The organism is Bacteroidota bacterium (assembly GCA_016713765.1).
Lineage (GTDB): Bacteria > Bacteroidota > Bacteroidia > AKYH767-A > 2013-40CM-41-45 > Pollutiaquabacter > Pollutiaquabacter aromativorans.
The window spans coordinates 959,016-981,814 of sequence record JADJON010000001.1 but is presented as its reverse complement, the minus strand read 5'-3'; the positions used below and the strand labels follow the sequence as shown (position 1 = coordinate 981,814).

The 22,799-nt window shown below is 54.5% G+C and carries 21 protein-coding genes; 11 read left to right on the top strand and 10 right to left on the bottom strand.

What is annotated here, in order from left to right; all coding sequences use genetic code 11:
• Positions 1 to 67: 67 nt before the first annotated feature.
• The gene (dprA, locus tag IPJ96_03810; protein MBK7909474.1) at positions 68 to 1,240 is read right to left on the bottom strand and encodes a DNA-protecting protein DprA; all 1,173 of its coding nucleotides are present in this window, start codon (positions 1,238 to 1,240) and stop codon (positions 68 to 70) included.
• Between the two features lie 7 nt (positions 1,241 to 1,247).
• On the opposite strand from dprA, the gene IPJ96_03805 reads away from it, so the two are divergent.
• From IPJ96_03805 to kdsB, 3 genes are all read left to right on the top strand, one after another.
• Positions 1,248 to 3,608 (top strand): TonB-dependent receptor, encoded by a 2,361-nt coding sequence (locus IPJ96_03805; protein MBK7909473.1) that lies wholly within the window; start codon positions 1,248 to 1,250, stop codon positions 3,606 to 3,608.
• 122 nt (positions 3,609 to 3,730) lie between these two features.
• Positions 3,731 to 4,333: an outer membrane beta-barrel protein gene (locus tag IPJ96_03800; GenBank protein MBK7909472.1), complete on the top strand. Its 603-nt coding sequence runs from the start codon at positions 3,731 to 3,733 to the stop codon at positions 4,331 to 4,333.
• A 166-nt stretch (positions 4,334 to 4,499) separates the two neighbouring features.
• A complete protein-coding gene (kdsB, locus tag IPJ96_03795; protein ID MBK7909471.1) occupies positions 4,500 to 5,234 on the top strand; it encodes a 3-deoxy-manno-octulosonate cytidylyltransferase in 735 nt (244 codons plus the stop codon).
• A gap of 291 nt (positions 5,235 to 5,525) precedes the next feature.
• On the opposite strand, the gene IPJ96_03790 is transcribed toward kdsB, so the two are convergent.
• The 9 genes from IPJ96_03790 to IPJ96_03750 all read right to left on the bottom strand — a co-directional run bounded on the left by IPJ96_03790 (position 5,526) and on the right by IPJ96_03750 (position 17,381).
• Positions 5,526 to 6,113 (bottom strand): hypothetical protein, encoded by a 588-nt coding sequence (locus IPJ96_03790; protein ID MBK7909470.1) that lies wholly within the window; start codon positions 6,111 to 6,113, stop codon positions 5,526 to 5,528.
• A gap of 122 nt (positions 6,114 to 6,235) precedes the next feature.
• A complete protein-coding gene (locus IPJ96_03785) occupies positions 6,236 to 6,949 on the bottom strand; it encodes a hypothetical protein (GenBank protein MBK7909469.1) in 714 nt (237 codons plus the stop codon).
• Between the two features lie 289 nt (positions 6,950 to 7,238).
• On the bottom strand, positions 7,239 to 8,060 hold the full coding sequence (locus IPJ96_03780; protein MBK7909468.1) for a molecular chaperone: 822 nt from the start codon (positions 8,058 to 8,060) through the stop codon (positions 7,239 to 7,241).
• A 70-nt stretch (positions 8,061 to 8,130) separates the two neighbouring features.
• Positions 8,131 to 11,040, bottom strand: coding sequence for a hypothetical protein (locus IPJ96_03775; protein ID MBK7909467.1), 2,910 nt, complete (start codon positions 11,038 to 11,040; stop codon positions 8,131 to 8,133).
• A 164-nt stretch (positions 11,041 to 11,204) separates the two neighbouring features.
• Complete coding sequence (locus IPJ96_03770) at positions 11,205 to 12,221, bottom strand: hypothetical protein (GenBank protein ID MBK7909466.1); 1,017 nt, start codon at positions 12,219 to 12,221, stop codon at positions 11,205 to 11,207.
• Between the two features lie 133 nt (positions 12,222 to 12,354).
• Entirely contained in the window at positions 12,355 to 14,004 is a 1,650-nt protein-coding gene (locus IPJ96_03765) for a T9SS type A sorting domain-containing protein (GenBank protein ID MBK7909465.1), read from the bottom strand.
• Positions 14,005 to 14,075: 71 nt separating this feature from the next.
• Complete coding sequence (locus tag IPJ96_03760) at positions 14,076 to 15,113, bottom strand: hypothetical protein (protein MBK7909464.1); 1,038 nt, start codon at positions 15,111 to 15,113, stop codon at positions 14,076 to 14,078.
• A gap of 52 nt (positions 15,114 to 15,165) precedes the next feature.
• On the bottom strand, positions 15,166 to 16,470 hold the full coding sequence (locus IPJ96_03755; protein MBK7909463.1) for a deoxyribodipyrimidine photo-lyase: 1,305 nt from the start codon (positions 16,468 to 16,470) through the stop codon (positions 15,166 to 15,168).
• Positions 16,467 to 17,381: a TIGR01777 family protein gene (locus tag IPJ96_03750; protein ID MBK7909462.1), complete on the bottom strand. Its 915-nt coding sequence runs from the start codon at positions 17,379 to 17,381 to the stop codon at positions 16,467 to 16,469. Before IPJ96_03750 ends, IPJ96_03755 begins: the two co-directional genes overlap by 4 nt.
• 85 nt (positions 17,382 to 17,466) lie before the next feature.
• On the opposite strand from IPJ96_03750, the gene IPJ96_03745 reads away from it, so the two are divergent.
• The 8 genes from IPJ96_03745 (at position 17,467) to frr (ending at position 22,680) form a co-directional block, all read left to right on the top strand.
• Complete coding sequence (locus tag IPJ96_03745) at positions 17,467 to 17,832, top strand: hypothetical protein (protein MBK7909461.1); 366 nt, start codon at positions 17,467 to 17,469, stop codon at positions 17,830 to 17,832.
• The gene (locus IPJ96_03740; GenBank protein MBK7909460.1) at positions 17,829 to 18,521 is read left to right on the top strand and encodes a hypothetical protein; all 693 of its coding nucleotides are present in this window, start codon (positions 17,829 to 17,831) and stop codon (positions 18,519 to 18,521) included. Before IPJ96_03745 ends, IPJ96_03740 begins: the two co-directional genes overlap by 4 nt.
• A 148-nt stretch (positions 18,522 to 18,669) precedes the next feature.
• Positions 18,670 to 19,116, top strand: coding sequence for a 50S ribosomal protein L13 (gene rplM, locus IPJ96_03735; protein MBK7909459.1), 447 nt, complete (start codon positions 18,670 to 18,672; stop codon positions 19,114 to 19,116).
• A gap of 26 nt (positions 19,117 to 19,142) precedes the next feature.
• Complete coding sequence (rpsI, locus tag IPJ96_03730) at positions 19,143 to 19,523, top strand: 30S ribosomal protein S9 (GenBank protein ID MBK7909458.1); 381 nt, start codon at positions 19,143 to 19,145, stop codon at positions 19,521 to 19,523.
• Between the two features lie 70 nt (positions 19,524 to 19,593).
• Positions 19,594 to 20,367, top strand: coding sequence for a 30S ribosomal protein S2 (gene rpsB, locus IPJ96_03725; GenBank protein MBK7909457.1), 774 nt, complete (start codon positions 19,594 to 19,596; stop codon positions 20,365 to 20,367).
• 34 nt (positions 20,368 to 20,401) lie between these two features.
• Positions 20,402 to 21,232: an elongation factor Ts gene (locus IPJ96_03720; protein MBK7909456.1), complete on the top strand. Its 831-nt coding sequence runs from the start codon at positions 20,402 to 20,404 to the stop codon at positions 21,230 to 21,232.
• 116 nt (positions 21,233 to 21,348) lie between these two features.
• Positions 21,349 to 22,059, top strand: a complete 711-nt coding sequence (locus IPJ96_03715; protein MBK7909455.1) for a UMP kinase — start codon at positions 21,349 to 21,351, stop codon at positions 22,057 to 22,059.
• 63 nt (positions 22,060 to 22,122) lie between these two features.
• Positions 22,123 to 22,680, top strand: coding sequence for a ribosome recycling factor (frr, locus tag IPJ96_03710; GenBank protein MBK7909454.1), 558 nt, complete (start codon positions 22,123 to 22,125; stop codon positions 22,678 to 22,680).
• Positions 22,681 to 22,799 lie beyond the last annotated feature (119 nt).

The following is a 22,799-nucleotide window of genomic DNA, read 5'->3' as shown; positions in this document are numbered from 1 at the left end:
TCGATGACGTAAAAGTCTTAAAAATTAACGCGCGCAGACAAGCTCATCACCACGGCTTTTCCACGAATCAACTCCGCAACTCCACCCGATTTCCGGGCCGCAGGCGGACGATGCCGCGGAATTCCATCTGCAAGAGCAGCACCGACAGGCGGTTGACCGGCATCCGCACCCGAAAGGCCAGCGCGTCCAGGTCTTCGGAGGAATCCCGAAGCGTTTCCACTACCGTACGTTCCTCATCGTTCAGCTCCTCGAATAGCGGTAACTGCCGGGACTGCCCGGATAGTTTCGAGCCTTCCGCAGTTTCATTCCAGCCCATGTATTCCAGGAACTGCTCCGGTTGTTCGACCAGGCGGGCCAGGTGCTCGCGGATCAGCCAATGACAGCCGCGCGAATAGGGATCGTTGATCCGCCCCGGGATCGCGAATACCTCGCGGTTGTATTCGTTGGCGAATTGCGCCGTAATGAGCGCGCCTCCGCGTTCCGCCGACTCGATCACCAGCGTGGCATCACACAAGCCGGCGACGATGCGGTTGCGGGCAGGAAAGTTGTCGCGATCAGGCCGGGTACGGGTCGCGTACTCCGTCAGCACCCCACCCTTCGCTTCCATCTTCCGTGCGACCCCCAGGTGCACATCCGGGTAGAGCCGGTCCAGTCCGTGAGCCGTCACGCCCAGCGTAGGAAGTCCGCACCGCAGGGCTTCCTGGTGGGCGACGATATCGACACCGTACGCGAGTCCGCTCACGATCGTCACCCCGGCTTCCCGCATCCCTTCGCAAAACTGCGCGATCAGATCACGTCCATAGTCGGTGACCTTGCGCGTTCCCACTACTGCTACCATCCGAGGAGCGTTTAGCTGGAGCATTCCTCTTCCGAACAAGAGAATCGGTGCGGTATCGCATTGCTTTAGTCGAAAAGGATACTCCGCGTCGAGGTAGCAATAGGTCCGAATAGCGTGCTTGCGGATGTAGCGTACCTCTTCCTCCGCTCTTCGCAGGACATTCGCTGTGAGGATAGCCGCTGCACGCTCCGGACCGATGCCGGGGATGCGCTCCAACTGGCTTTTGCGTTTTTGAAAAATCCCGTCAATGCCCCCGCAATAGCTAACCAGTTGCCGGGCCAGCACAGGACCGATCCCAGGCAACAAATGCAGGGCGATCCTTCGCGCCAGTTCTTCGTCCGAAGGGCCGCCCACTACCGCCGGCAGTTTGTCGCTTGCAGGGTTTTCCGTTATACTTGTCAACTCACTGATGAATCCGACGCGAAAGTACCCCGGAGCCGCTGCTCCTGCCGTCCATTATATGCGGGGAATTGCATTTCTGCTCGCATTTCTCTTTCACCTTACGATCCATGCCCAGCCTGCGGGCAAAGCCCGGTTGACCGGACGGATCACCGACGCGGCTTCCGGCGAAGCCCTGACCGGTGCCACGGTGCAAAGTGGCGGACAATACGGAACCACGACCGATCTCCAGGGGCGCTACATCCTTGATCTTCCTCCCGGCGAGCACACGATCAGCATCCGGTTGATCTCCTTTGCCGAGAAGCAGGTGCAACTGAAGCTCGAAGACGGGGAAAATCGCACACTGGATTTAGCGCTCAGCACTTCGGCACAGGAACTCAAGCTGGTTGTCGTGAGTGCCGGTCGCTTCGAACAGCGTATCGAAGACGTGACTGTCTCCATGGAGGTGATCAAGCCTGCGATCATCGAGAACAACAACAGCACCTCGATGGAGGATGCCATGCAGTTCATTCCCGGCGTGAACATCGTCGACGGTCAGGCCAACATCCGCGGCGGCAGTGGCTGGAGCTACGGCGCCGGGAGTCGTGTGCAGGTGCTCTGTGACGACCTGCCCCAACTGGCTGCCGATGCCAACGACGCCAAGTGGAGCTTTCTTCCGGTCGAGAACCTCGAACAAGTGGAAGTGATCAAAGGCGCCTCTTCCGTACTCTTCGGCTCCAGCGCACTGAATGGCGTGATCAACATCCGCACCGCGTATCCGAAGGACACGCCGATTACCAAAATCAATTACTTCGCGGCCGCGTACGACAAAGCAAAACTGAGTCTCGACGGCATCACCTATCGCCTCGACTGGTGGGGGTCTGCGCCGCGTACGTATTCGGGAATGAACTTTTTCCACAGCCGTAAACAAGGCCGTTTCGATCTGGTCGTCGGTGGAAACATGTTCTACGACGAAGGATACCGCCAGGGCGAAGACGAACAGCGCGCACGCATCAACCTCAACACCCGCTATCGCTTCGCGAAGATCGAAGGCCTTTCAGCCGGGGTGAACTTCAACGCCATGAAGACCGAAGGCACCCTGTTCTTCCTCTGGATGAACGACAGTACAGGCGCCTACAGGCCGGCACCGGGGACGCTCAGCGACTACACGACCTATCGTACCAACGTCGATCCGTTCATCACTTATGTCGACACCAAAGGGAACTCGCACAAACTGCGCACGCGCTGGTTCAACACCACCAACGAAAACAACACGAATCAGAACTCCACGGCCGACCTCTACTACGCCGAGTACCAGTACCAGAAGCGCTTCAGTGACCAGGTAACCCTCACCGGCGGACTCTTGAACAGCTCGTCGAAGGTGAATTCCGAGTTGTATGGCAATCACACGGCCCGGCAACAGGCGGGCTATCTCCAGGCCGACCTGAAATGGAAGTTCATTACCCTTTCGCTGGGCGGACGTGTGGAGCAGAACCGTATCAACGACGAAACCGACGACTGGGTGCCTGTATATCGCAGCGGCATCAACCTGCACGTTCTCAAAGAGACCTACCTCCGCGCATCGTACGGGCAAGGCTATCGTTATCCTTCGATCGCGGAACGTTTTGTACGCACGAATGTCGGCGCCTTGATCGTTTATCCGAATGAAGATCTGACCGCCGAACGCGGGTATAGCAGCGAGATCGGCATGAAGCAGGGACTGAAGGCCGGGGCGTGGGCCGGCTACCTTGACCTGGCAGTTTTTCAAAACAACTACGACAACATGATGGAGTTCTGTTTCGCCCAGTGGGGGACCTTTACGGATCCCCTGGCCGGAAACGGATTCCGTTCCTTCAACGTCGGCGATACGCGCATTCGCGGCGCGGAGATCACACTCGTTGGAGCCGGAGCACTTTACCGTGACCTTCGGCTCAACGTGCTGGCAGGTTACACCTACATGGATCCGCAACAATTGACCTACGACAGCCTCTATATCACCAAAGTCGGCCTGGAAAACTACCGTGGATCCGACTCCAGCGATTTTCTCAAATACCGTTTCAAGCACCTCATCCGCTTCGATGCAGAACTGGTCTGGAAAGCGTATTCGCTCGGAGCGAACGTGCGTTACAATAGTTACATGGAAAATATCGACCGCATCTTCGTTACCGGACTCTTCGATTTCGCTTTCCCGCCCGGCCTGGGTATTGGCCATTACCGCAAGTTCCGGGACAAGGGCGATACCGTCGTCGACCTGCGCGCCGGCTGGCAGGCGAACAAACACTTCCGCGCATCCGTCGTTGTCAAGAATGTTTTCAACTACATCTACATGGCACGCCCGGCCGATATGCAACCTCCGAGGGTGTGGGTACTACAAGTCGGCTTCCAATTCTAACCGCCAAGCTCTCCCCATTCCACCACCGAAAAAGCATTGACGAACAAGCCTCGCTATTCACTATTCACTGTTTACTGTTTACTGTTTACTGTTCACTAGTCACCAACCCCTATCTTTACCCCATGAATCGCCATCTCGCCACCCTGTTGCTGCTGCTTGTGCTTTCCTTGGGCGCAAAGGCTCAATACTTCCGATTAGAGAACCATTACATCACCGCCGGTTACGGATTCGGTTCGTTCATCCAGGCGATCCAGAGTGAAGTGGACGATGTGACAAGCACCTACTCGACCTCCGCGACCGGACCCGTTTACCTCAAGTACGAACACGCGCTCACCGGAAAATTCGGTATCGGCGTCGCGGTTGCTTATGCCAACTTCGGCTTCGACTACACCGAGAAGGACGCATCAGGCACCACGACTTATAGCCATGAAACCGACTATACGACCTTTTCCATTCTGGCTCGCATGAACTGGCACTTCGCCGAGAAGGAAGGATTTGATCCGTATATCGGGGTGGGACTGGGTTACCGCGACGGTAACTGGACGTACAAGACGAACGATCCCGACGGGAGCGACGAAATCAACTATTCCGTTAGTTTCCCGTTCGGCTTCGAAACCACCATTGGCGCCCGCATCCGTCTGTCCGGTGGTCTCGCCGCCTACACCGAGATCGGCCTGGCCAAATCCGTGGTGCAGCTTGGTTTGACCCAGCGGATTGGACGATAGTCATTGGTTTCGGGTTTCGGGTTTCCAGTTTCCGGTTATGAGACAGATGTGAAAATAAAGGCTGTAGTCATAGGCCTCACCGAATAAAAACCGGAAACTCGAAACCCGAAACCCGGAACCCCAAACCTACTTCCGCTTATATTTGTACCGGACGGACGAATCACCCATGAACATTATCGGCATCATTCCGGCCCGGTATAAGTCGACGCGCTTTCCGGGCAAACCCCTGGTCAATATCAACGGTAAATCGATGATTCAGCGGGTTTACGAACAGGCCTTGCAGAGCACCCGGTTGGGCAAGGTGGTGATCGCCACCGACGACGATCGCATTTTAAAGCACGTTCAGGAATTCAACGGAGAAGTCGTGATGACCGCTCCGCATCACCTGAGCGGAACCGACCGCTGCGCGGAAGTGATCCGGCAGGACAAAGACAAGCGTTGGGACGTTGCCATCAACATCCAGGGTGACGAACCCTACATTCAACCGGAACAGATCGACCTGTTGTGCTCCTGTTTCAAAAAAGAAGAGACCAGCATTGCCACACTGGTCAAGAAGATCGTATCACCCGACGAACTGTTCAACCACAACAATGTAAAAGTGGTGATGAACAAGCACGGCCACGCACTGTACTTCAGCCGCTTTCCGATTCCTTACAACCGCAATTTCCCCGAGCAGGAGTGGCTAAAGCATTCAACGTATTATAAGCACATCGGAATTTACGGCTATCGCACCGATACCTTACTGGAGATCGCCGGCCTGACCAAGACCAATCTCGAGATCACCGAATCGCTGGAGCAATTGCGCTGGATCGAACACGGTTACACCATTCACGCGGCCGTCACCACACTCGAAAGTGTCTCCATCGATACGCCGGAGGATCTGGCGAAGGTGAACCGGTGATTTTGTGGGATCGCTGTAACGTTGTAACGTTATAACGTTTTAACGTTGAAAGTTGAAGGTTGAAGGTTGAAGGTTGAAAGTAAAGACCGCCTTATTCAGTTGCTCCTGGTCTACAATTACTAATTACTAGTTACTAATTACTAGTTACTAATTACTAGTTACTAATTACTAGTTACTAATTACTAGTTACTAATTACTAGTTACTAATTACTAGTTACTAATTACTAGTTACCAGGCCCCCCAACTTCCCCGTCACGCTAAAAGCACCAAAGCACGGCCGCCTTTTCGATCCTAAAGATCCGGCGCGATGATGAATTCGATCTGCATCGTGTACAAACCCGGACGGTAATTCATGCCGGGAACGACTTTCAGATCTACACGGAACTGGTAGCATTGCGGGTCGGTCAGGTAACTTCCCGGCGTATTCGTTCCTATCGGTGAAGCATCACCGCAATTCACGGAAGGGTCGGGAGCGGAAAGGTGATTACCGATGATATCGAGTGTCGACACTGCAATGTCCTGCAAGGGCACGTAGCCGCTGATCTGGGGCGTACCTGAAAGGTTGTGCACGCGGGCCTGCAACAAGCCAACCGGAGGTGCGCCGTTTCCGCTAGTCGCGTAGTACTGCGCGTTGTCCCAGGTACCGGCCACAGCCGTGACCGCGCCCATGTATAAATCCCAGTTGGTGCCGATCGCTTCCACGTTCACCGTGAAGGCATTCGGGATTACGATGCCGGTGGTCAGCTTTTGGATCGTATTGAACGTAAAATCAACATTCGAACTTCCACCGATCGAGATGTCCACCGTCTGCGCGGAAACCCGCAGCGGGCCGAGTAGCAACAGCAGCAGGAAAATTCGGTATCGGCTTCGGGCGGTCATAAGAAATGCTCCTGGTATGTACTGCTTCGACCGGAGAAGGTTGCAGGGGTAAAAAAGAAAAAGAGGAGCGGGGGGCCGTCTCCTCTTTTTCCAGGATGTAAATCGGGGGTGTCGGGAATGGCTTAGAGGTCTTCCGTCAACGTGTACACCACTTCGAGATCGTAGTAACCCGGCTGGGCATACGGTGCGGTAGCGGTGAAGGTGGCGGCAGCAACCGTCGGATACTGCGTCGTCAGGTTCGGGAAGTTGGCAGGAACACCCGGCTTGATGCGGTAGTGAACCAGGAACTTGTTCGTGAGCGGCGAAGCCGTCGAGGTGGCGGGAGCATAGCTGTTGGCTACACCCTGACCGAACTGACCAGCGAGGAACTGCGTGTCAACGGTCGGCGTCAGCGAAGCGGTGTTCGCGCCGGCATTCGACGATAGTCCGATGAAGCTGTTGAAGGTAAGCGCAGCGGCAACCGCGTTCGGCTGTATGGCCTGCATTTCGAGAATTTCAGAAGGCAGCGTGCCCTGGCCGTTGGTACCGGCACCGTAGGCGATCTGCTGTGTCCAGAATTCCGTGCTCGGCTGGGCGTAGAGATCCCACGGAACCGTGGCTTCTACTTCCAAACGCGTCGCGTTGTACTTGGTGATACCGACCTGGTACTTCTGAATAGTATTGAAGACAAAGTCGACTTGTGGCTCAGTCGTCATGGTGAGTTGCAGGATACCCTGCAGGTCCATGGTGACGGCTACATACTCCTGGTCCGACAACTGGGCCGAGGACTCTTGCACGCTCAACACACCCACCAGGGCGAGGAGGAGCGCGGCTTTTTTAATGATCTGCTTTTTCATAGGTCTGAGAGAAATAAGGGGGTGAGTTGATGAAACAAAAGTGGCACCGTTTGAAGGTGGGTATTGCGAGCAATCCATGTGTTTCTTACAAATGCATCCTTTGTTTTTGATTAATGGTCAAAATGATTTTGGAGCGAATATGAATTTCATTTTTACTCCAAATTCATGGATTCTTGAATTTCTAAGGATTTGGAGGTCGTTGGCGTGTGTTTCCTGTTTTCATGATTTTCCTGATGATTTATCGTCAGGGGGCGGATTCCTTTCAGTTTCCACCTGACCTGCCGGGTGATTATTCGATCGTGATCTCCATTTCTGCAGCCTGAACGTTATCCCGGTTTCCATAATCCACTACCCCCATTAAGGAATACCGTCCTTTGGGCTGGTTGCGCGGGATGTTAAAACGCACTTCGCGTTCCGAACCCGGAAGCACGGTGTAAGCCAAAGGCTTCAGGCGCAGTTCTTCGCCGGTACTCAGGTTGGTCAGTTCTATATAAGAGGCGCAATCCAGGATCGCTTCTCCAGTATTCTTTACACGCATGGAATAGACCCGGCTCGTATCCTGAGCGGTCGTTGATTCGCGGAAATCGATGATGTCGGCACTCTTCGTCGTTACCGTCGGCGGCGTCTGGAAGATGTGCACTACGAACTGGAACGTTTCAGTGACGCCCATGCCGATCGCATTCTTGTCGGCGATGTCGTTCGACTTACGTTCCTTGGTGAGTTTGACGCGCATGGCGGCCCACTTCACTTTGTTCGCTTCGGGCGAGGTCGGTACTTGCAGCAGCACCTGTACCTTTTGCGATTGACCCGGATCGAGTTCGAAGAACGAAGGCGTAGCGGTCAACCATTCCGAACAGGAATGTTCGCTCTCACCGGCTTGCATAAACTTGCTCTTGCCCTGATAACCGGCCGGCTCGAAGTCACCGAACGAAACGTTGAAGGCCTGTCGGACTGAAGAATTGTTCGTGACGGTAACGGTTTGCGTCTTGTACGCTCCGACATCCACCTTATAATAGAGGCGGCTCGGCGACATGCTTACACTTTGCGCGCCTGCCAATAAAGGCATCAGGCAGGAACCCAGGAGCATGAGAATAAGACTGCGGAGCTTCATGATGAATATTCGTTTGGTTGGTTGGATTTTCTGAAGGTGTTACGCCGGGTTACGGGTCGGGTTGCTGCATTTATCGCTTTTCACTGCCACCAAACCGCTTAATTTCGACCTTTCTCTTACGTTCTACGACATTGAACGTCACGCTGTAGTTCTCCACATAGCGGGTCAGGTCCAGCTCGATCTTGTTGCGGAGGAACAGGAACCCGTCTCCGAGCGCGGCTTCGTTCGCCGTCAGCGTATATTTTCCCATCGGCAATTGCAAATTGAATGTTCCGTCGCGTTCCGAAAGGCAGGTGTACGTATGACCCAGCGAATCGATCGCGGTGATGCGAATGCGGGACAGGTCCATTGTACCTTCTCCTCCACCCGAGTACTTATCGCGATCCACGAGGATGCTACCGTTCAGACGCAAGCCCCGGTTCAGCGGCAGATAAACCGGTTCGCCTTTCCGCACCACAACCTCTTGTTCCTCGCCGGTGAACCAGTCGCCTTGTCCGACGAGTGCGCTCATCCGCATGTAATAGATTCCGGGTGTGATGTTATCGTACCACACTTCGCCTTTCTTATCCGTGATGAAATCCTCCCCGTGTACGATGCTGTAACTTAAGGTATCACCACCCTCCACGCGCTTGGGCCGGATGGTCACCAGGATGTTTTCCACACCATCTTCCTGTCCGTCCTGGCGGCGGTTGCCGTTCATGTCGCGGAATACGATCACTTTCGTGGAAATATATTTCGGACCCGGCAAGGGAACGCCAAGCTGCTTCTTCACGCCGAAGCCGATGTTGAAGTCCGCATTGGCAACGGGTTCGAAGGTTTCCTCTCCGGTGATCTCGTTCAAGACCGGGTTGGAACCTTGGGCGTTTCGCACCCAGGAGACATACATGGAAAAACGAAATCCGGTGTTCGTGAAATAGAACAACTCAGGACGAATGCGCGTGTTCAATCGCTTATAGAATGTTTCGTAAAACAGATTACCCGTGGTCGTCAGCACGAACTTTCCGTTGCCGAACCAATAGTCGTTCGATCCGGTCAGGAATACCGATTGCGGATTGATCCGATAGCTGATGAACCGGATCTGTTCCTGCAACTGGTTGGGACCATAGAAATAACGCAGGCTGAGGAAGGTGGTGTTCCAACGTGCATACACGCCGGCACGCGCCAGGAAGAAGGGATCAAGTCCGACCGTAGGTGCAAACCCATACCCCATGAAGAGGTTGGTCGAAACACGCATGGCTTCGTTGTTCCGCACATTGTAGTCGAAGCCCATACCGGTTGTCCGCACACGAATGCGCGGGTTCTCGTCGAACTGGTAGAGTGGCCGGAAGGCGATCATCGCCTTCGGCATGAAGATGCCGTAACGCAATTCATACCGCTGGTTCCGCAGGAACGGCCCATCGATGATCCGGCCGTTGACGAAATACTCGGGACGCTGGGTGAAATGCTGGGTGTTCAGGGAAAGATTCCGGTCTTGTGAGATCGCCCAGGAAAGCCGCGTATTGAACATGCGGACGCCGCGATACAAGGCGTATTGGGAAGAACCGTAATTATAGTTGGCGAAGAAGCCATACGGACCGTATGTACCCGAGTAGTTCGCGTCGAAACCGTAGCCGGCACCGAAGCTTCCCTCCGCAGTATCCGGACGGAACCGCTCGGACGACATGCCCATACCAAAACCCAGCTGGTGACCAGGTGCGGCCTTGTAACTCGCGTAGGTGTTGGCGGCATTGGTGGTGAGTTTCAACTGCCGGTTCTCGTTCCGCGTAAAATAATTGCTCCAGGTCAACGGGCCTTTAGCATGCTGATGATAGAGACCATATCCGCTGTTCGGGTTGTTGCGGAATAAACCCGGTCCGCGGACATAGATAGCCCCAATGGTTTCATTCCGCACCTTCACCGATGCCTTCAATCCCCGGCCCGTCAGCAAACTCCTTCCCCATCCGTTTACTTCTCCTGCTTCCACCGTGTACCGGTTGGAGAAGTAACCGATGTAATGGTTCTGTCCGAGGAACGCCTGCTCGTTGAGGTAGTTCGTGATAAAGACGCTTTGGAGGCGATACGTCAGGAAGGCGTTGTTGCGCAGGTTCGTACTGCCGTATAGATCGAGCGACATCGTGGTTCCGTCCGTCAATACGTCGAACAGGTTGACTTCCATGGTCAACGGCAACGCGTTTCCCGAATAAAGATGCTGCGCGACCCGGTTACCGACCCGGGCGAAGGTGATGTTGCCGCTCCAGCTTCGGTTGCCGGTTCCTCCGGCTGATCGGGCGAGCACTTGTACGGGATAGCTCTCCCGGTTCGGATCCGCGGCAGCGGTCAGGTCTTTTTTCCCCGCCGAGCGGCGCTGCTCCGTCACCTTTCGTACCGCGTACCGCACAACGGTATCGTGCCCTACGGGAAGATCGCAGGTGATCGTCAGCGCGGCGGGTTGTTTCGTTACAGGATCGAGTAACTGAATCCGGCGATCCGGCAGGAATACCAATCGGATGCTCTCGTCCGAGTTTCCCTGGTTGCTGATCTGAACGCTGAAGTTGGCCGAGTCGGAACCATTGGTGAAATAGATCTGTCGCTGCGGAACATTTACCCGCCAGTCGGAATGCGACTTGATGGTTACGTACCAGTTGTCGGCCGCGAACTGTTGATCCTGCTCGGAACGCAAGATGGCGGACAACACATAGCTGGTGCCGCCCTTCGCCTGTCGGTCGGGTATCGCACGAACCGGAATAAAGACGGAGTCACCGGCCGGTAAGTCGATCATGCGATCGCGATTACCCAGCGTGATCCAACCCGCCGGTAATCCAACCGAGACACCGAATCGGACCTTCTTGTTGGTGTAGTTGACAATCCGCAGGACATTCGCTGCTACCTCGCTGGCATCCTGGATCGTATTGTTCTTTACAAAGGCGGCCTGGACACCGACATTCGCTGCGGTACAGACGGATCGATCCCCTGCTACCAGGATGAGTAGCCAAAGGATCAATATCCTTGAAATTTGCCTTAAAATTGGCGTAACCGGGTCCATTATTCCTTATAGATGGTAACGGGAGCACCGGCTGTCGGTTAGCGTAAAAATGAAAGGTTTATTACAAAATTGTCTTGCGCACTTTCTCAAATGAAAAAGAATGCGGGATTCGCAAAACGAAATCAGGCCGAAACGTTGAGATGATTCCTCAATTGCTCTTCGATGCCGGACAAAGGCGACGCGATCGCGTTCACATATTGGAAATTCCCTTCTCGTGCGTTGCCGATCGACAACTGGATGGGACTGGCTTCGCTTTGGATCGCGTTGACAACGAAGCGGCCCTGTTCATTCCTCCGGATGTACGGCGCACCGGATGAACCGAAACGGAAATATCCTTTGATCAGGTAACGCATGCCCTCTAACGTATAATGCCCCCCGATACGGTCGGGGAACATGCCGAAGTGTTCGAGATAGCCTTCTACGACGGCACGGTTCAGGAGTCGGCCCACTTCACTGTTCGGGGAACTTTGAAGACAATACAAATCGGACGGAAAGGCATCGAGCAAGCCGAAGTCCGGTTCCACAAACGGGATCTTGTCAAGCATCGCTTGCGGCAAATCAAGGATCCGGTAAAGCGCGATGTCTTCGCGAAAAAATGCTTCGACTAGTTCGAGGTCGACCAGAAACGTATGTCGGTTGATCGCCGGCTCGTGAAATCTGCGCGTGGGGCTGAAGCCGGCTGCAAGTTTCGCATCGCCGAAGTATTCCGGATGCTTAAACTGCAGAATGAGCTGCGGCCGGCAAACTTGCTGGCGCATCAGCGTGATCCAGCGGGTATCGATATTATTCTGTCTCAGGAACTCCCCGATGTTTCGCGCATCGTTCGCCGCGGTCAGGCGCGGATAACGCCGGCCGTTGCTTTGATCGAGCGGATACAGTTGTTCAAACACCTGCCGTTGCAAGTCCGGCAGACGTGGACGTATCTCCGCCTGGTAAACGGCATCCGGCAGCGACTTGATCAAAGGCGCTTCCGATCGCAGGTTGTGGGCGACGGTCAGGATATAACCCTTCCCGATATGAAACGCCACGATGTTGTTCTCGAACTGGCGACGCGCGGGTTCATCGGCATCGTGCGTCCACAGAATTCGGAAAAGCGGCGAGGTCAATTCGCCGATGAGATCAAGTTCACGGGTAATCATTCCTTCTTATTACGTACGACACCGACAGGGTTACATACGCAGCAGAATTAACAACCAAATGCAGCAGGATTTCTTACAAAAAAGAACGCTCCCGGACCACAAGACCGGGAGCGTTCCGTCCACCACAGGATGATTATTCTACGACCAAGCGGCGAAGCTGCTGTCCGTCTTCGCCTTGCAGGCGGACGAGGTAGATACCTTCTGCCAGTCCGGAGACCGGAACAAAGAGCTGATGGTCGCCAGGAAGCACGGAGGTTTCATCAAACGCGTAGACGATCCGGCCCTGCGCATCCAGCACACTGAGTTGTACGGCCTGCTGCTTAGCCAGACTGAAGTTGACCATAGCAAGCGAGCGGGCCGGGTTCGGCGACAGGGAGAAATCGAGAGCGCGGTTAACTATATTCAGGCCGGTGGTCAGGCTCATGTTGATGTTGTCGAGATACAGGTTGTTTCCCTGATTACTGAACGCTTCAAACTTGACCAGTAAAGCCGGTCGCGTCAGGTAGTTGTTCAGGTTAATGGACTCGGCGCGCCATTGGTTCGCATTGGTCGGTGTGAAAATGGAGGTTTGCGAACCCACGGTGGCAAGCGCTGCCCCGGTCTTGTTGTACAAGGTGGTCCACGTCAGGCCGCAGTTGTAGGAGACTTTCACTTTGAGGTTGTCGTTCGAAGTGCCATAACGGGCAGCCGCGATATCGAAGGTGAGAACGGCATTGTCGTAGCCCGTCATGTCCATGGTCGGCATCACGATCGCGTCGAAATCGCCTGCCGGGGAGTACACGAAATTCATCTTGGCGGATCCGGCGCCATTCAGACCGGCAGTACTGTATTCCCATCCAGCCACGTCACCGCCATTCAACTCCGACCAGCCGGAGGGCGGGAAGCTTGCACTGGCAAATGTCTCACTGACAGCAGGTCCGCCAACGGAGTTGAAGATCGTGAATTGCACGCTGCGCTCATCATTGGTCGTGTTGCCATCGGATTGTCCGTTCGGATCCGACACGACGACCGAAATGGTGTTGGCGCCCATGACGCCGTTAACACCGTTGAATGCCAGGGGGATGGATTCGTAGGTCGCGAGGTTACCCGTCCAGTTGTACGTATCGATCGTAGTTGCACCGTCACGCAGGGTAATGGTAGCGGACGTAAGTGCATCCGTTCCGTAGTTGCACAAGCGGTAATTGATGTTCAGGTTACCGCAGCCGGCCGGTGTACCGTTCAGGTACATCATGCTGTTGGTGATACCGGCGTCGTTGACCTGTGTCGCGATCGAACATTCGGCACGTACGGCTTCCAGATCGACCGTGCTCAACTGGCCCACTTCACGCACGATGCGGTCGGGGCAGATCATGAAGATCGTCGGGAAGTATCGGATCTGGTAATCGGATGCGATGCCGCTGTTGTCGATGATCGGCATCGGTGTACCGGTGATCCAGTTGCCTACGGTGTTACCACCGGTGCCTTGCAAGTCGGCCATGGTCGTGCTACCATCACCTTCGATCATGAACGCCATGATTTCGTTGGTGCCATCCGGACCGTACTGATTGTAAAAATCATCCAGCGCGCCCGAGTTGTGATACGACCAACACGGGCCGCACCAGGTAGCGAACACATCGAGAAAAACCGTCTTACCCTGATCGAGCAGGTCGTAGAGGTTCCAGTTATTGCCATTGATATCGGTCGCCACGATATTCGGAGCGATGGCGCCGGGGGCGATCTGGGCCTGAAGCGGCCTGGTCATGCCTGCAGCCAGAAGGATGAGGAGAAGGAGGGTTTTTTTCATCGAATTACTGGATGTGGTGAATGGGATGGACAAGATAATGAATTCATTTAAAGGAAAACGAAGTCGGAGGATCAACGCGACTTAGAAGCCACTCTTGGATTCTCTCGTATATACCGTGCGATATTCTCATAGGCAACCGGATCAGTGATGATCTTAACGAAAAACCGCTTCTGCCAACGAAATAAAGGCGAAAAAGGGCGGACATGTTTAGAAACGGCTGCTTTGTATTGACGAATGATCAAAGACAAAGACCCCTTTAAAGGAGAGATCATCGACATATAGCTGGTCTGTAAATCTATATTCAATTCCTCCTCAGAACGTGCGGAAAAGTGATCCATGAAAGGCGGCGTGTTCAGCCTAGTCTCCTGATCAAAATAAAATCTGCCGAGATTTAATCTCCCTTGCACCAGAGGATATGGAACGAAGAAGGGGTTTTCAACTACGGGAGTATCTGGAGAATACCGATAGGTGCGATCGACAATTGAATGAAATGATGCTTCAACCCCCTTTTCGAGTTTATATCGCATAGCCATCCATTCATCGAATTGCTGAGGTAGTAATTGTTCAGCAGGAGCTCGATCAATTTCCATATTCGTCAATTGTGAGTCTGTCGTTTTATCCTGGCATTCCATTAACCCTCCCAGTGGACGTTCGATCGAACGTCCACTGGGAGGGTTAATGGAATACTCATTTAGGGGGCCTTCGATCAAACGACCACCGGGCGGGTTAATGATTGGCCCGCTATCCAGTATACTAAAACGACCTACTGAATGATCTTCTTTAATCTTCCATAACTCCTCAGGAATAGTCGGTAACATATTGGCTCTTCGACTGACAACTCCTTCACGATCCCCATTGAAAAAATCATTCGAACCAAGTATGATAATTCCATGCAAATGGTCGGGCATTACAACGAATGGCCCAAGTGCCACATTCGGAAAATGCACGGGTATCTCCCTCCAAAATCGTTCAGCAATCTCTCCGACAGGAGTGAATCGAATAGAACCACCTTCATTTTTTCCGAACCATTCAATTCGTCTGTTCGAATTGATCGTAATGAAGTACGCGGCCGAAGCTCGGTAGTCCCAATACTTCCAATGACTTCCCACAAGCGAAATGTATCAGATCGCCAGAAGATTCTCGTTTAATAAATGCAAAAACCTACCCCTCCAACCCCACCTTATAAAACTCCAGGCATCGCTGACGCGCCGTTTTGTAATCGACTATGGGACGCGGATAGGTCAGCTCCTGGAACTCGGGGACCCAGCGGCGGATGTAGGAAAAGTCGGGATCGAACTTGCGGGTCTGTTCGTCCATGTTGAAGATGCGGAAGTAGGGCGCGGCATCGACACCGGTGCCTGCGCTCCACTGCCAGCCGCCGTTGTTGCTGGCCAATTCGAAGTCGAGGAGTTTGGCAGCGAAGTAAGCTTCGCCCCATCGCCAGTCGATTAGCAGGAACTTCGTCAGGAAACTCGCCGTGATCATGCGCACCCGGTTGTGCATGAAGCCGGTCGCGTTGAGCTCGCGCATGCCCGCGTCGACGATCGGATAACCGGTCCGACCCTCACACCAGGCCCTGAACAGTTCCTCGTCGTTCTTCCATTCGAGCAGGTCATACTGCGCTTTGAATGAACGCTCCGTGACATGCGGAAAATGCCAGAGGATCATCTGGTAGAACTCGCGCCAGATGAGTTCATTCACCCATTTCTCGCTCACCGACCATGCTTCTCGAACGAGGTCGCGAATACTGATCGTACCGAAGCGCAGGTGCACACTGAGGCGCGAGGTACCACGAATGCCGGGGATGTCGCGCTTGTCCGTATAGTCACGCAGGAGATCGGTTGATACGGTGGATTCCGGAAACGCGCACTCCACTTCATGAAAACCCATCTCTTTCAGCGAAGGCAGTTGCAAAGGATCGCGTTGCAGGAAATTGGCAGTGTAGCGTTCAGTCGGATAGGATTTCAAGAAGAAGGGACGAATGAGCGAACGCCATTTCTTCATGTACGGAGTAAAGACCGTGTACGGCGATCCGTCGTCTTTCATCACTTCCGATTTTTCAAAGATCACCTGGTCCTTGAAGGTGTGAAAGCTGATCCCGCGTTCGTCGAAGAACTGCCTGAGCTCGCTGTCGCGCCGGGTGGCGTAGGGCTCGTAATCGTGATTCGTAAAAACACTGCGGATCGAATACTCTTCCGACCAGCGCTTCCAGCAATCCGCCGGACGACCATAGCCAACGAGCAGGGTCGCGCCCAATTGCTTCAGTTCTTTCTGCAGCCGTTCCAGTTGCTGATGGATGAAAACAACCCGACGGTCCGAACGGTCCTCGAGCGCATCCAGGATGTTGCGGTCGAAGATGAACACCGGCTGTACCGGAAGACCGGAACGTAAGGCGTGGTAAAGACCGGCGTTATCGTGCAGGCGGAGGTCGCGGCGAAACCAGAAAAACGTCAGATGCTCTTTCATAGGAGTTGATGGCGCAGCGAAGCTTCGAGCGCAGGAAAGTGAAAGTGATAGCCGGCCCTTTGAATCTTATCGGCCGAAACACGCTGGCCACCGGTGACAAGCACGGCTTTCTCGCCGAGTACCAGTTGCAGGAGAAATCCCGGAACCGGAATCGGCCAGACCGGACGGTGCAGTACCTTCCCGATCGTGGATACCAGTTGTCGGTTGGTGACCGGCGCAGGCGCAACAGCATTATAGGTACCCCGAAGCTGGTGATGGTCCATCGCGAAGCGGAACATGCCGACCAGATCGTCGAGGTCGATCCAGGAGATGTATTGCTTTCCTGAACCAAGGGGAGCGCCCAGCAACCAATCGACCGGTTTGCGCATCACCGGAAGGGCTCCTCCCTGCCGACTGAGTACGAAACCGACGCGTAGGATCACGATCCGGATTCCCAGTTCCGAAAAGCGGGAAAGCGCCCGCTCCCAGGCGACGCAGGAGTCGGAGAGAAATCCTCGGCCGGGTGCCGCCGCTTCGTCGACGAGCTGCTCGCCGCGATCACCGAAATATCCTACTGCCGAAGCCGCGACGATCGTTTTGACCTGGTGAGGATGCGTACGAAGTAATTCGAACAAGGTGTTCGCAGCCTGAACGCGACTGTTGATGATCAACGCTTTTCTGGCAGGCGACCAACGCTCGTCCGCTATGCCGGCTCCGGCCAGGTGGATGATCGTCTCGACGCCGGTGAGCGCGGCAGCATCTGCACTACCGTTGGCAGGATTCCATGCAAACACCTGCACGCCGGAGGACGGCTGAAGCTTTTGCCGGCTATACCAGCGCACCGGAATCCGGTCGTGGGTCAAGGCTTCGGTGATCGCGGATCCGATGAGACCGGATCCGCCGGTAATGAGAACAGGTGCCGGGTGTTGCACGGTAAGAAGACAAACAAAGGTGCCGAAAGGTTTCCGTCCCTGCTGAATGCCTGAATAATTGTGGAATAATCATACGATGATCAGAATGAGACGAAGCAGGCGGAACTGTTCGTACTCCTCCGAATCTCTGCTTAGCTTTGTCGATCGTCAGCCCATGGAAAAAGCCTGGATACCTTACTTATTGTTGGCCTTTCTGGCCGCGGTGATCGTGTTGCGAATTGCCAAAGCGAAGCGAAGCGGACTTCCGGCCCTGAAAGTCGAACTGTTCAGCCTGATCGTCTATGCTTTTTTCCTCGGCACATTTTTCCTGTTCCTCTTGATGCAATTGGGCGACAGTTGGATCCCGCTGTTGCTCATTGGAACACTTTCGGCTGGCTTCTTCTTCCGGGCTTATCCGGTGTTCCGGATGTTGGACGCGTATGATCCGGAAAAACGAGACCGTTCGTCATGAAACGTACCCTTTGTTTCCTCCTGGTCGCCTTGCTGTATATTCTTCAGGTATCAGCACAGGATACGCTCGTTTACCGGAATGGTAAGCGGGAGGTGGCCAGGGTACTGGAAGTCGGGGAATTCACCATTCGCTATAATCTCCTGGGGACATCGAACGAGCCGGACCGGGCAGTCAGCCGTCTAGACCTACAATCCATTCATTTTCAAAACGGTAAAATAGAGCAGTTTGAACGACCCAGCCGTTCGGACGACCCGTTGTTAGTTCGCCGTTTGCGTATAGAAGAGGAGTTGGGTGACTCAAAATGGGCATTTTTTGGTGAAATCGGCGGTTCGGGCATCCTTTCGGTCAATGGCGATTACCGGATTTATAAAGATGCCTTGGCCCCACTGGCGGTCCATATTCGGATCGGGGCCGGGATTTATCCGGATAAAGACCCGGAATTCACGATCCCGATCACAGCTTCGGTGGTTACCGGCCGCTTGTACAAATTCGAAATGGGATGGGGCATCACCCCCGCGTTTCCGCAGGAAGGGAAGGCGGAACTGATCTATTCCGCCTTGCTCGGATTGCGATATCAGCGTAAAAATGGCCTTTTTGGCCGGATAGCTTTCACCCCATTGGCTGTTAAAAGCCTTCGGGAATACGAGATCAACCCGTTTGTCGGATTGGCCCTGGGTATGGCCTTTTAAGGGTGCTACAAGTGCACGCCCGCTCATTCACATTTTCCTCCTGATACCTTTTTTAATCACAGTTTGGAGGTACGGAAAAATCTCGTACTTTTGCAACCCCTTCGGGGAAACCCGATCGATTTAGAAAACCCTTAAAAATCAACGGAAAGTGAACGCTGTGAGTTATAAAACGGTTTCGGCCAATGCGAAGACCGTGAAGAAAGAATGGGTCCTGATCGACGCGACGGATATGGTCGTCGGTCGTCTTTCCACCCAGGTAGCGATGATCCTTCGCGGTAAGACCAAGCCGTCCTACACCCCGCACGTAGATTGCGGCGACAACGTCGTGATCATCAATGCTGATAAAGTCCGCTTCACGGGCAACAAACTGGTTGACAAGACCTACGTACGTTACACCGGTTATCCGGGCGGACAGCGTTTCGCTACGCCGAAGGACGTATTGAACCGTTTTCCGGAGCGCGTACTCGAGCACGCCATTCGCGGCATGCTTCCGAAGAACCGTCTGGGTCGCGAGCTTTTCCGTAACCTGCACGTTTACGCCGGCACCGCGCATCCTCATGCCGGTCAACAGCCCAAGCAAATCAAAATCGCCTGATCCATTTCCCTGAATAATCCGTTCCAATGATTCACGCAATCGGTAGAAGAAAGACCTCTGTAGCCCGTGTTTACCTGACTCCGGGCAACGGCGACATCAAGATCAACAACCGCGACTTCAAGGAGTACTTCCCGGTAGGTCCGCTGCAATACATCGTGACCCACGCCCAGTCGGTCGTGAACGCGAAAGAAAATTTCGATGTCACGGTCAACGTGATGGGCGGAGGAATCCGTGGCCAGGCCGAAGCCATCCGCCTGGGCATTGCCCGCGCGCTGGTGAAGGTGAGTGAAGAGAACAAATCCCCGCTGCGGAAAGAGGGCCTCATGACCCGCGACCCGCGCATGGTAGAACGGAAGAAGCCGGGTCAGCGCAAGGCACGTAAGCGCTTCCAGTTCAGCAAGCGTTAATCCAGATCAACACCGGGAAGGACGTACTACCGTCCTTCCCATTCAACTTATCAAACAGACAACACAACACATGTCCCGCGTTACTTACCAAGACCTGCTGGAGGCCGGCGCACATTTCGGCCATCTGAAGAGCAAGTGGAACCCCAAAATGGCTCCGTACATCTTCATGGAAGCCCGTGGTATCCACATCATCGACCTCAACAAGACCGTTGCCAAAGTCGATGAAGCCGCTGCAGCCCTGAAGCAGATCGCCAAGTCGGGCAAGAAGATCCTCTTCGTCGCCACCAAAAAGCAGGCGAAAGAGATCGTAGCCAACGCCGCCGGCAAGGTGAACATGCCGTTCATCGTAGAACGCTGGCCTGGCGGCATGCTGACCAACTTCGCTACCGTACGGAAGTCGGTGAAGAAGATGGGCCAGTATGAGAAAATGGAGACCGATGGCACCTTCGCCAACATCTCCAAGAAGGAGCGCCTGATGATCACCCGCGCCAAGTCGAAAATGGAGAAATTCCTCGGCAGCATCTCCGACCTCGGTCGTCTGCCCGCCGCCCTCTTCATCATCGACATCAACAAGGAGCACATCGCGGTTGCCGAAGCACAGAAGCTGAACATCCCGACCTTCGCCATCACGGATACCAACACGGATCCTTCGCAGGTTGATTTCGCCATCCCGGCCAACGACGATGCTACCAAGTCGATCTCCCTTATCGTGGAGACCATGGTGAAAGCCATCGAAGAAGGCCTCTCCGAGCGCAAGATGGACAAGGAGATGGATAAGGAGAAGGAAGAAGAGACGGGAGAAGGCGCAACGGCCGCTTCCGCTGAGACTTCCGAAGAGAAGTGATCATTCATTAACCCCTAAGAGAAAGAACCCCACAATGTCTACCGTCGCAATATCCGCTTCCGACGTGAACAAGCTGCGCCAGATGACCGGCGCAGGCATGATGGATTGCAAGAAAGCCCTGACCGAAGCCAATGGCGATTTCGAAGCAGCAATCGACCTGCTCCGTAAGAAGGGTCAGAAGATCGCAGCCAATCGCCAGGACCGTGAAGCGAAAGAAGGTTATGTTTTCGGCAAACTCGCCGCTGATGGCACTTACGGTGCTGTGGTAGCTGTTTGCTGCGAAACCGACTTCGTGGCCAACAACGCCGACTTCATCAAGTTCGGTGAATCGATCCTCGATCTCGCTATGAGCAACAAGCCGGCAACGGCTGACGATCTCAAGTCGCTGAAACTCGGCAACGTAACCGTAGCCGAAGCCTGCGTCGAACAGATGGGCAAGATCGGCGAGAAGATCGACGTCGTCGACTACCAGTCTGTCAGTGCTCCGAAAGTCGTGGTGTACAACCACCCCGGCAATAAACTGACCTCCATGCTCGGCTTCAACCAGACCGTTTCCGAAGAGACCGGCAAGGACGTGGCCATGCAGACCGCTGCCATGGCGCCGGTTGCCATCGACAAGGACGACGTGGACAACAAGATGCTGGAGCGTGAAATGGAGATCGCCCGTGACCAGGCACGTCAGGAAGGCAAGCCGGAAAACATGATCGAAAAGATCGCCCAGGGCAAGGTGAACAAGTTCTACACCGAGTACACCCTGCTGAACCAATCCTTCATCAAGGACGAAAAGAAATCCGTCCGCCAGTACCTCGAGTCGATCGACAAGAACCTCAAGGTCACGGCTATGAAGCGTGTCAAGATCGGTTAATCCGAACCAAACCATACGAAAGCGGCTGCCCGAAAGAGCAGCCGCTTTTTTTTGCCCCGTACCGCAGGCTACGGTCAGGTGCTCACCCCACCCGAAATTTCCTAACTTCGCCCTCGATGAAGTACAAACGCGTTCTCCTGAAGCTCAGCGGCGAATCGCTGATGGGCGAGAAAGAATTCGGGATCGACCACACCCGCCTCCGCCAATACGCGGAAGAGATCAAACGGATTGTCGATAAAGGCGTAGAGACCGCCATCGTGATCGGCGGCGGGAACATCTTCCGCGGCGTCGGGAACGATGCCGGCGGGGTGATCGACCGCGCCCAGGGCGACTACATGGGCATGCTGGCTACGGTCATCAACTCCATGGCGCTGCAAAGCGCGCTGGAAGGACTTGGCGTGAAGACCCGCCTGCAGTCGGCGATCAAGATGGAGCAGATCTGCGAGCCCTATATCCGACGTCGCGCCATCCGCCACCTGGAAAAAGGACGTGTCGTCATCTTCGGCGCCGGTACCGGCAACCCTTATTTTACGACCGACACGGCCGCCTCCCTGCGGGCGGTCGAAATCAACGCCGATGTGATCCTGAAAGGCACACGCGTGGATGGCATCTATACAGCCGATCCGGAGAAAGACAAAAATGCCGTGAAGTACGAGACCGTCACCTTCGACGAGGTTTACGAAAAGGGCCTCAAGATCATGGACCTGACAGCCTTCACCCTGTGCAACGAAAACAAAGTACCGATCATCGTGTTCGACATGAACAAACCCGGCAACCTTCTCCGTGTGATGGAGGGACAGCAGGTCGGCACCCTGGTCGAATTCTGATATTGAACTAAACAGCGGATTACCTCGCTGACCGAAAACGAACCGCTCAACACCGTCGCTTTTATGTTAGACGCCAACAAGACCTTGAACGACACCCGTTCGCATATGCAAAAGGCGATCGACCACCTGGAAGTCGAACTCGCCAAGATCCGCGCCGGCCGCGCCAACCCGACCATGCTCGACAGCGTGCACGTTGACTACTACGGTACCGCGACTCCCCTGAACCAGGTCGCGAACGTGAGCGCACCGGAAGCCCGTACACTGGTGATTCAGCCCTGGGAAAAGAGCATGCTGGGCCCGATCGAAAAGGCGATCCTGGGCGCCAACCTCGGCTTCACTCCTTCGAATGACGGAACGGTGGTCCGGATCAACATCCCGCCGCTGACGGAAGAACGCCGGAAGGAACTGGTGAAGAAAACAAAAGCGGAAGGCGAACACGCCAAAGTGGGCATCCGCACGGTTCGCCGCGAATCCAACGAACACATCAAGAAAGAAGCGAAAGGCGTACCGGAAGATGTGGTGAAAGGACTCGAAGATCAGATCCAAAAGATCACCGACGGCTTCATCGCCCAAGTCGACAAGCATGTCGAGGCGAAGGAGAAGGAAATCATGACAATCTGAGTTCTGAGTTCTGAGTTCTGAGTTCCGGGTTCCGGGTTCCGGGTTTCGAGTTTCGAGTTTCGGGTTTTGTGACTGGGACTGGCGACGAAGGGCAGGTTGCGAGGTGTGAGGTACGAGAT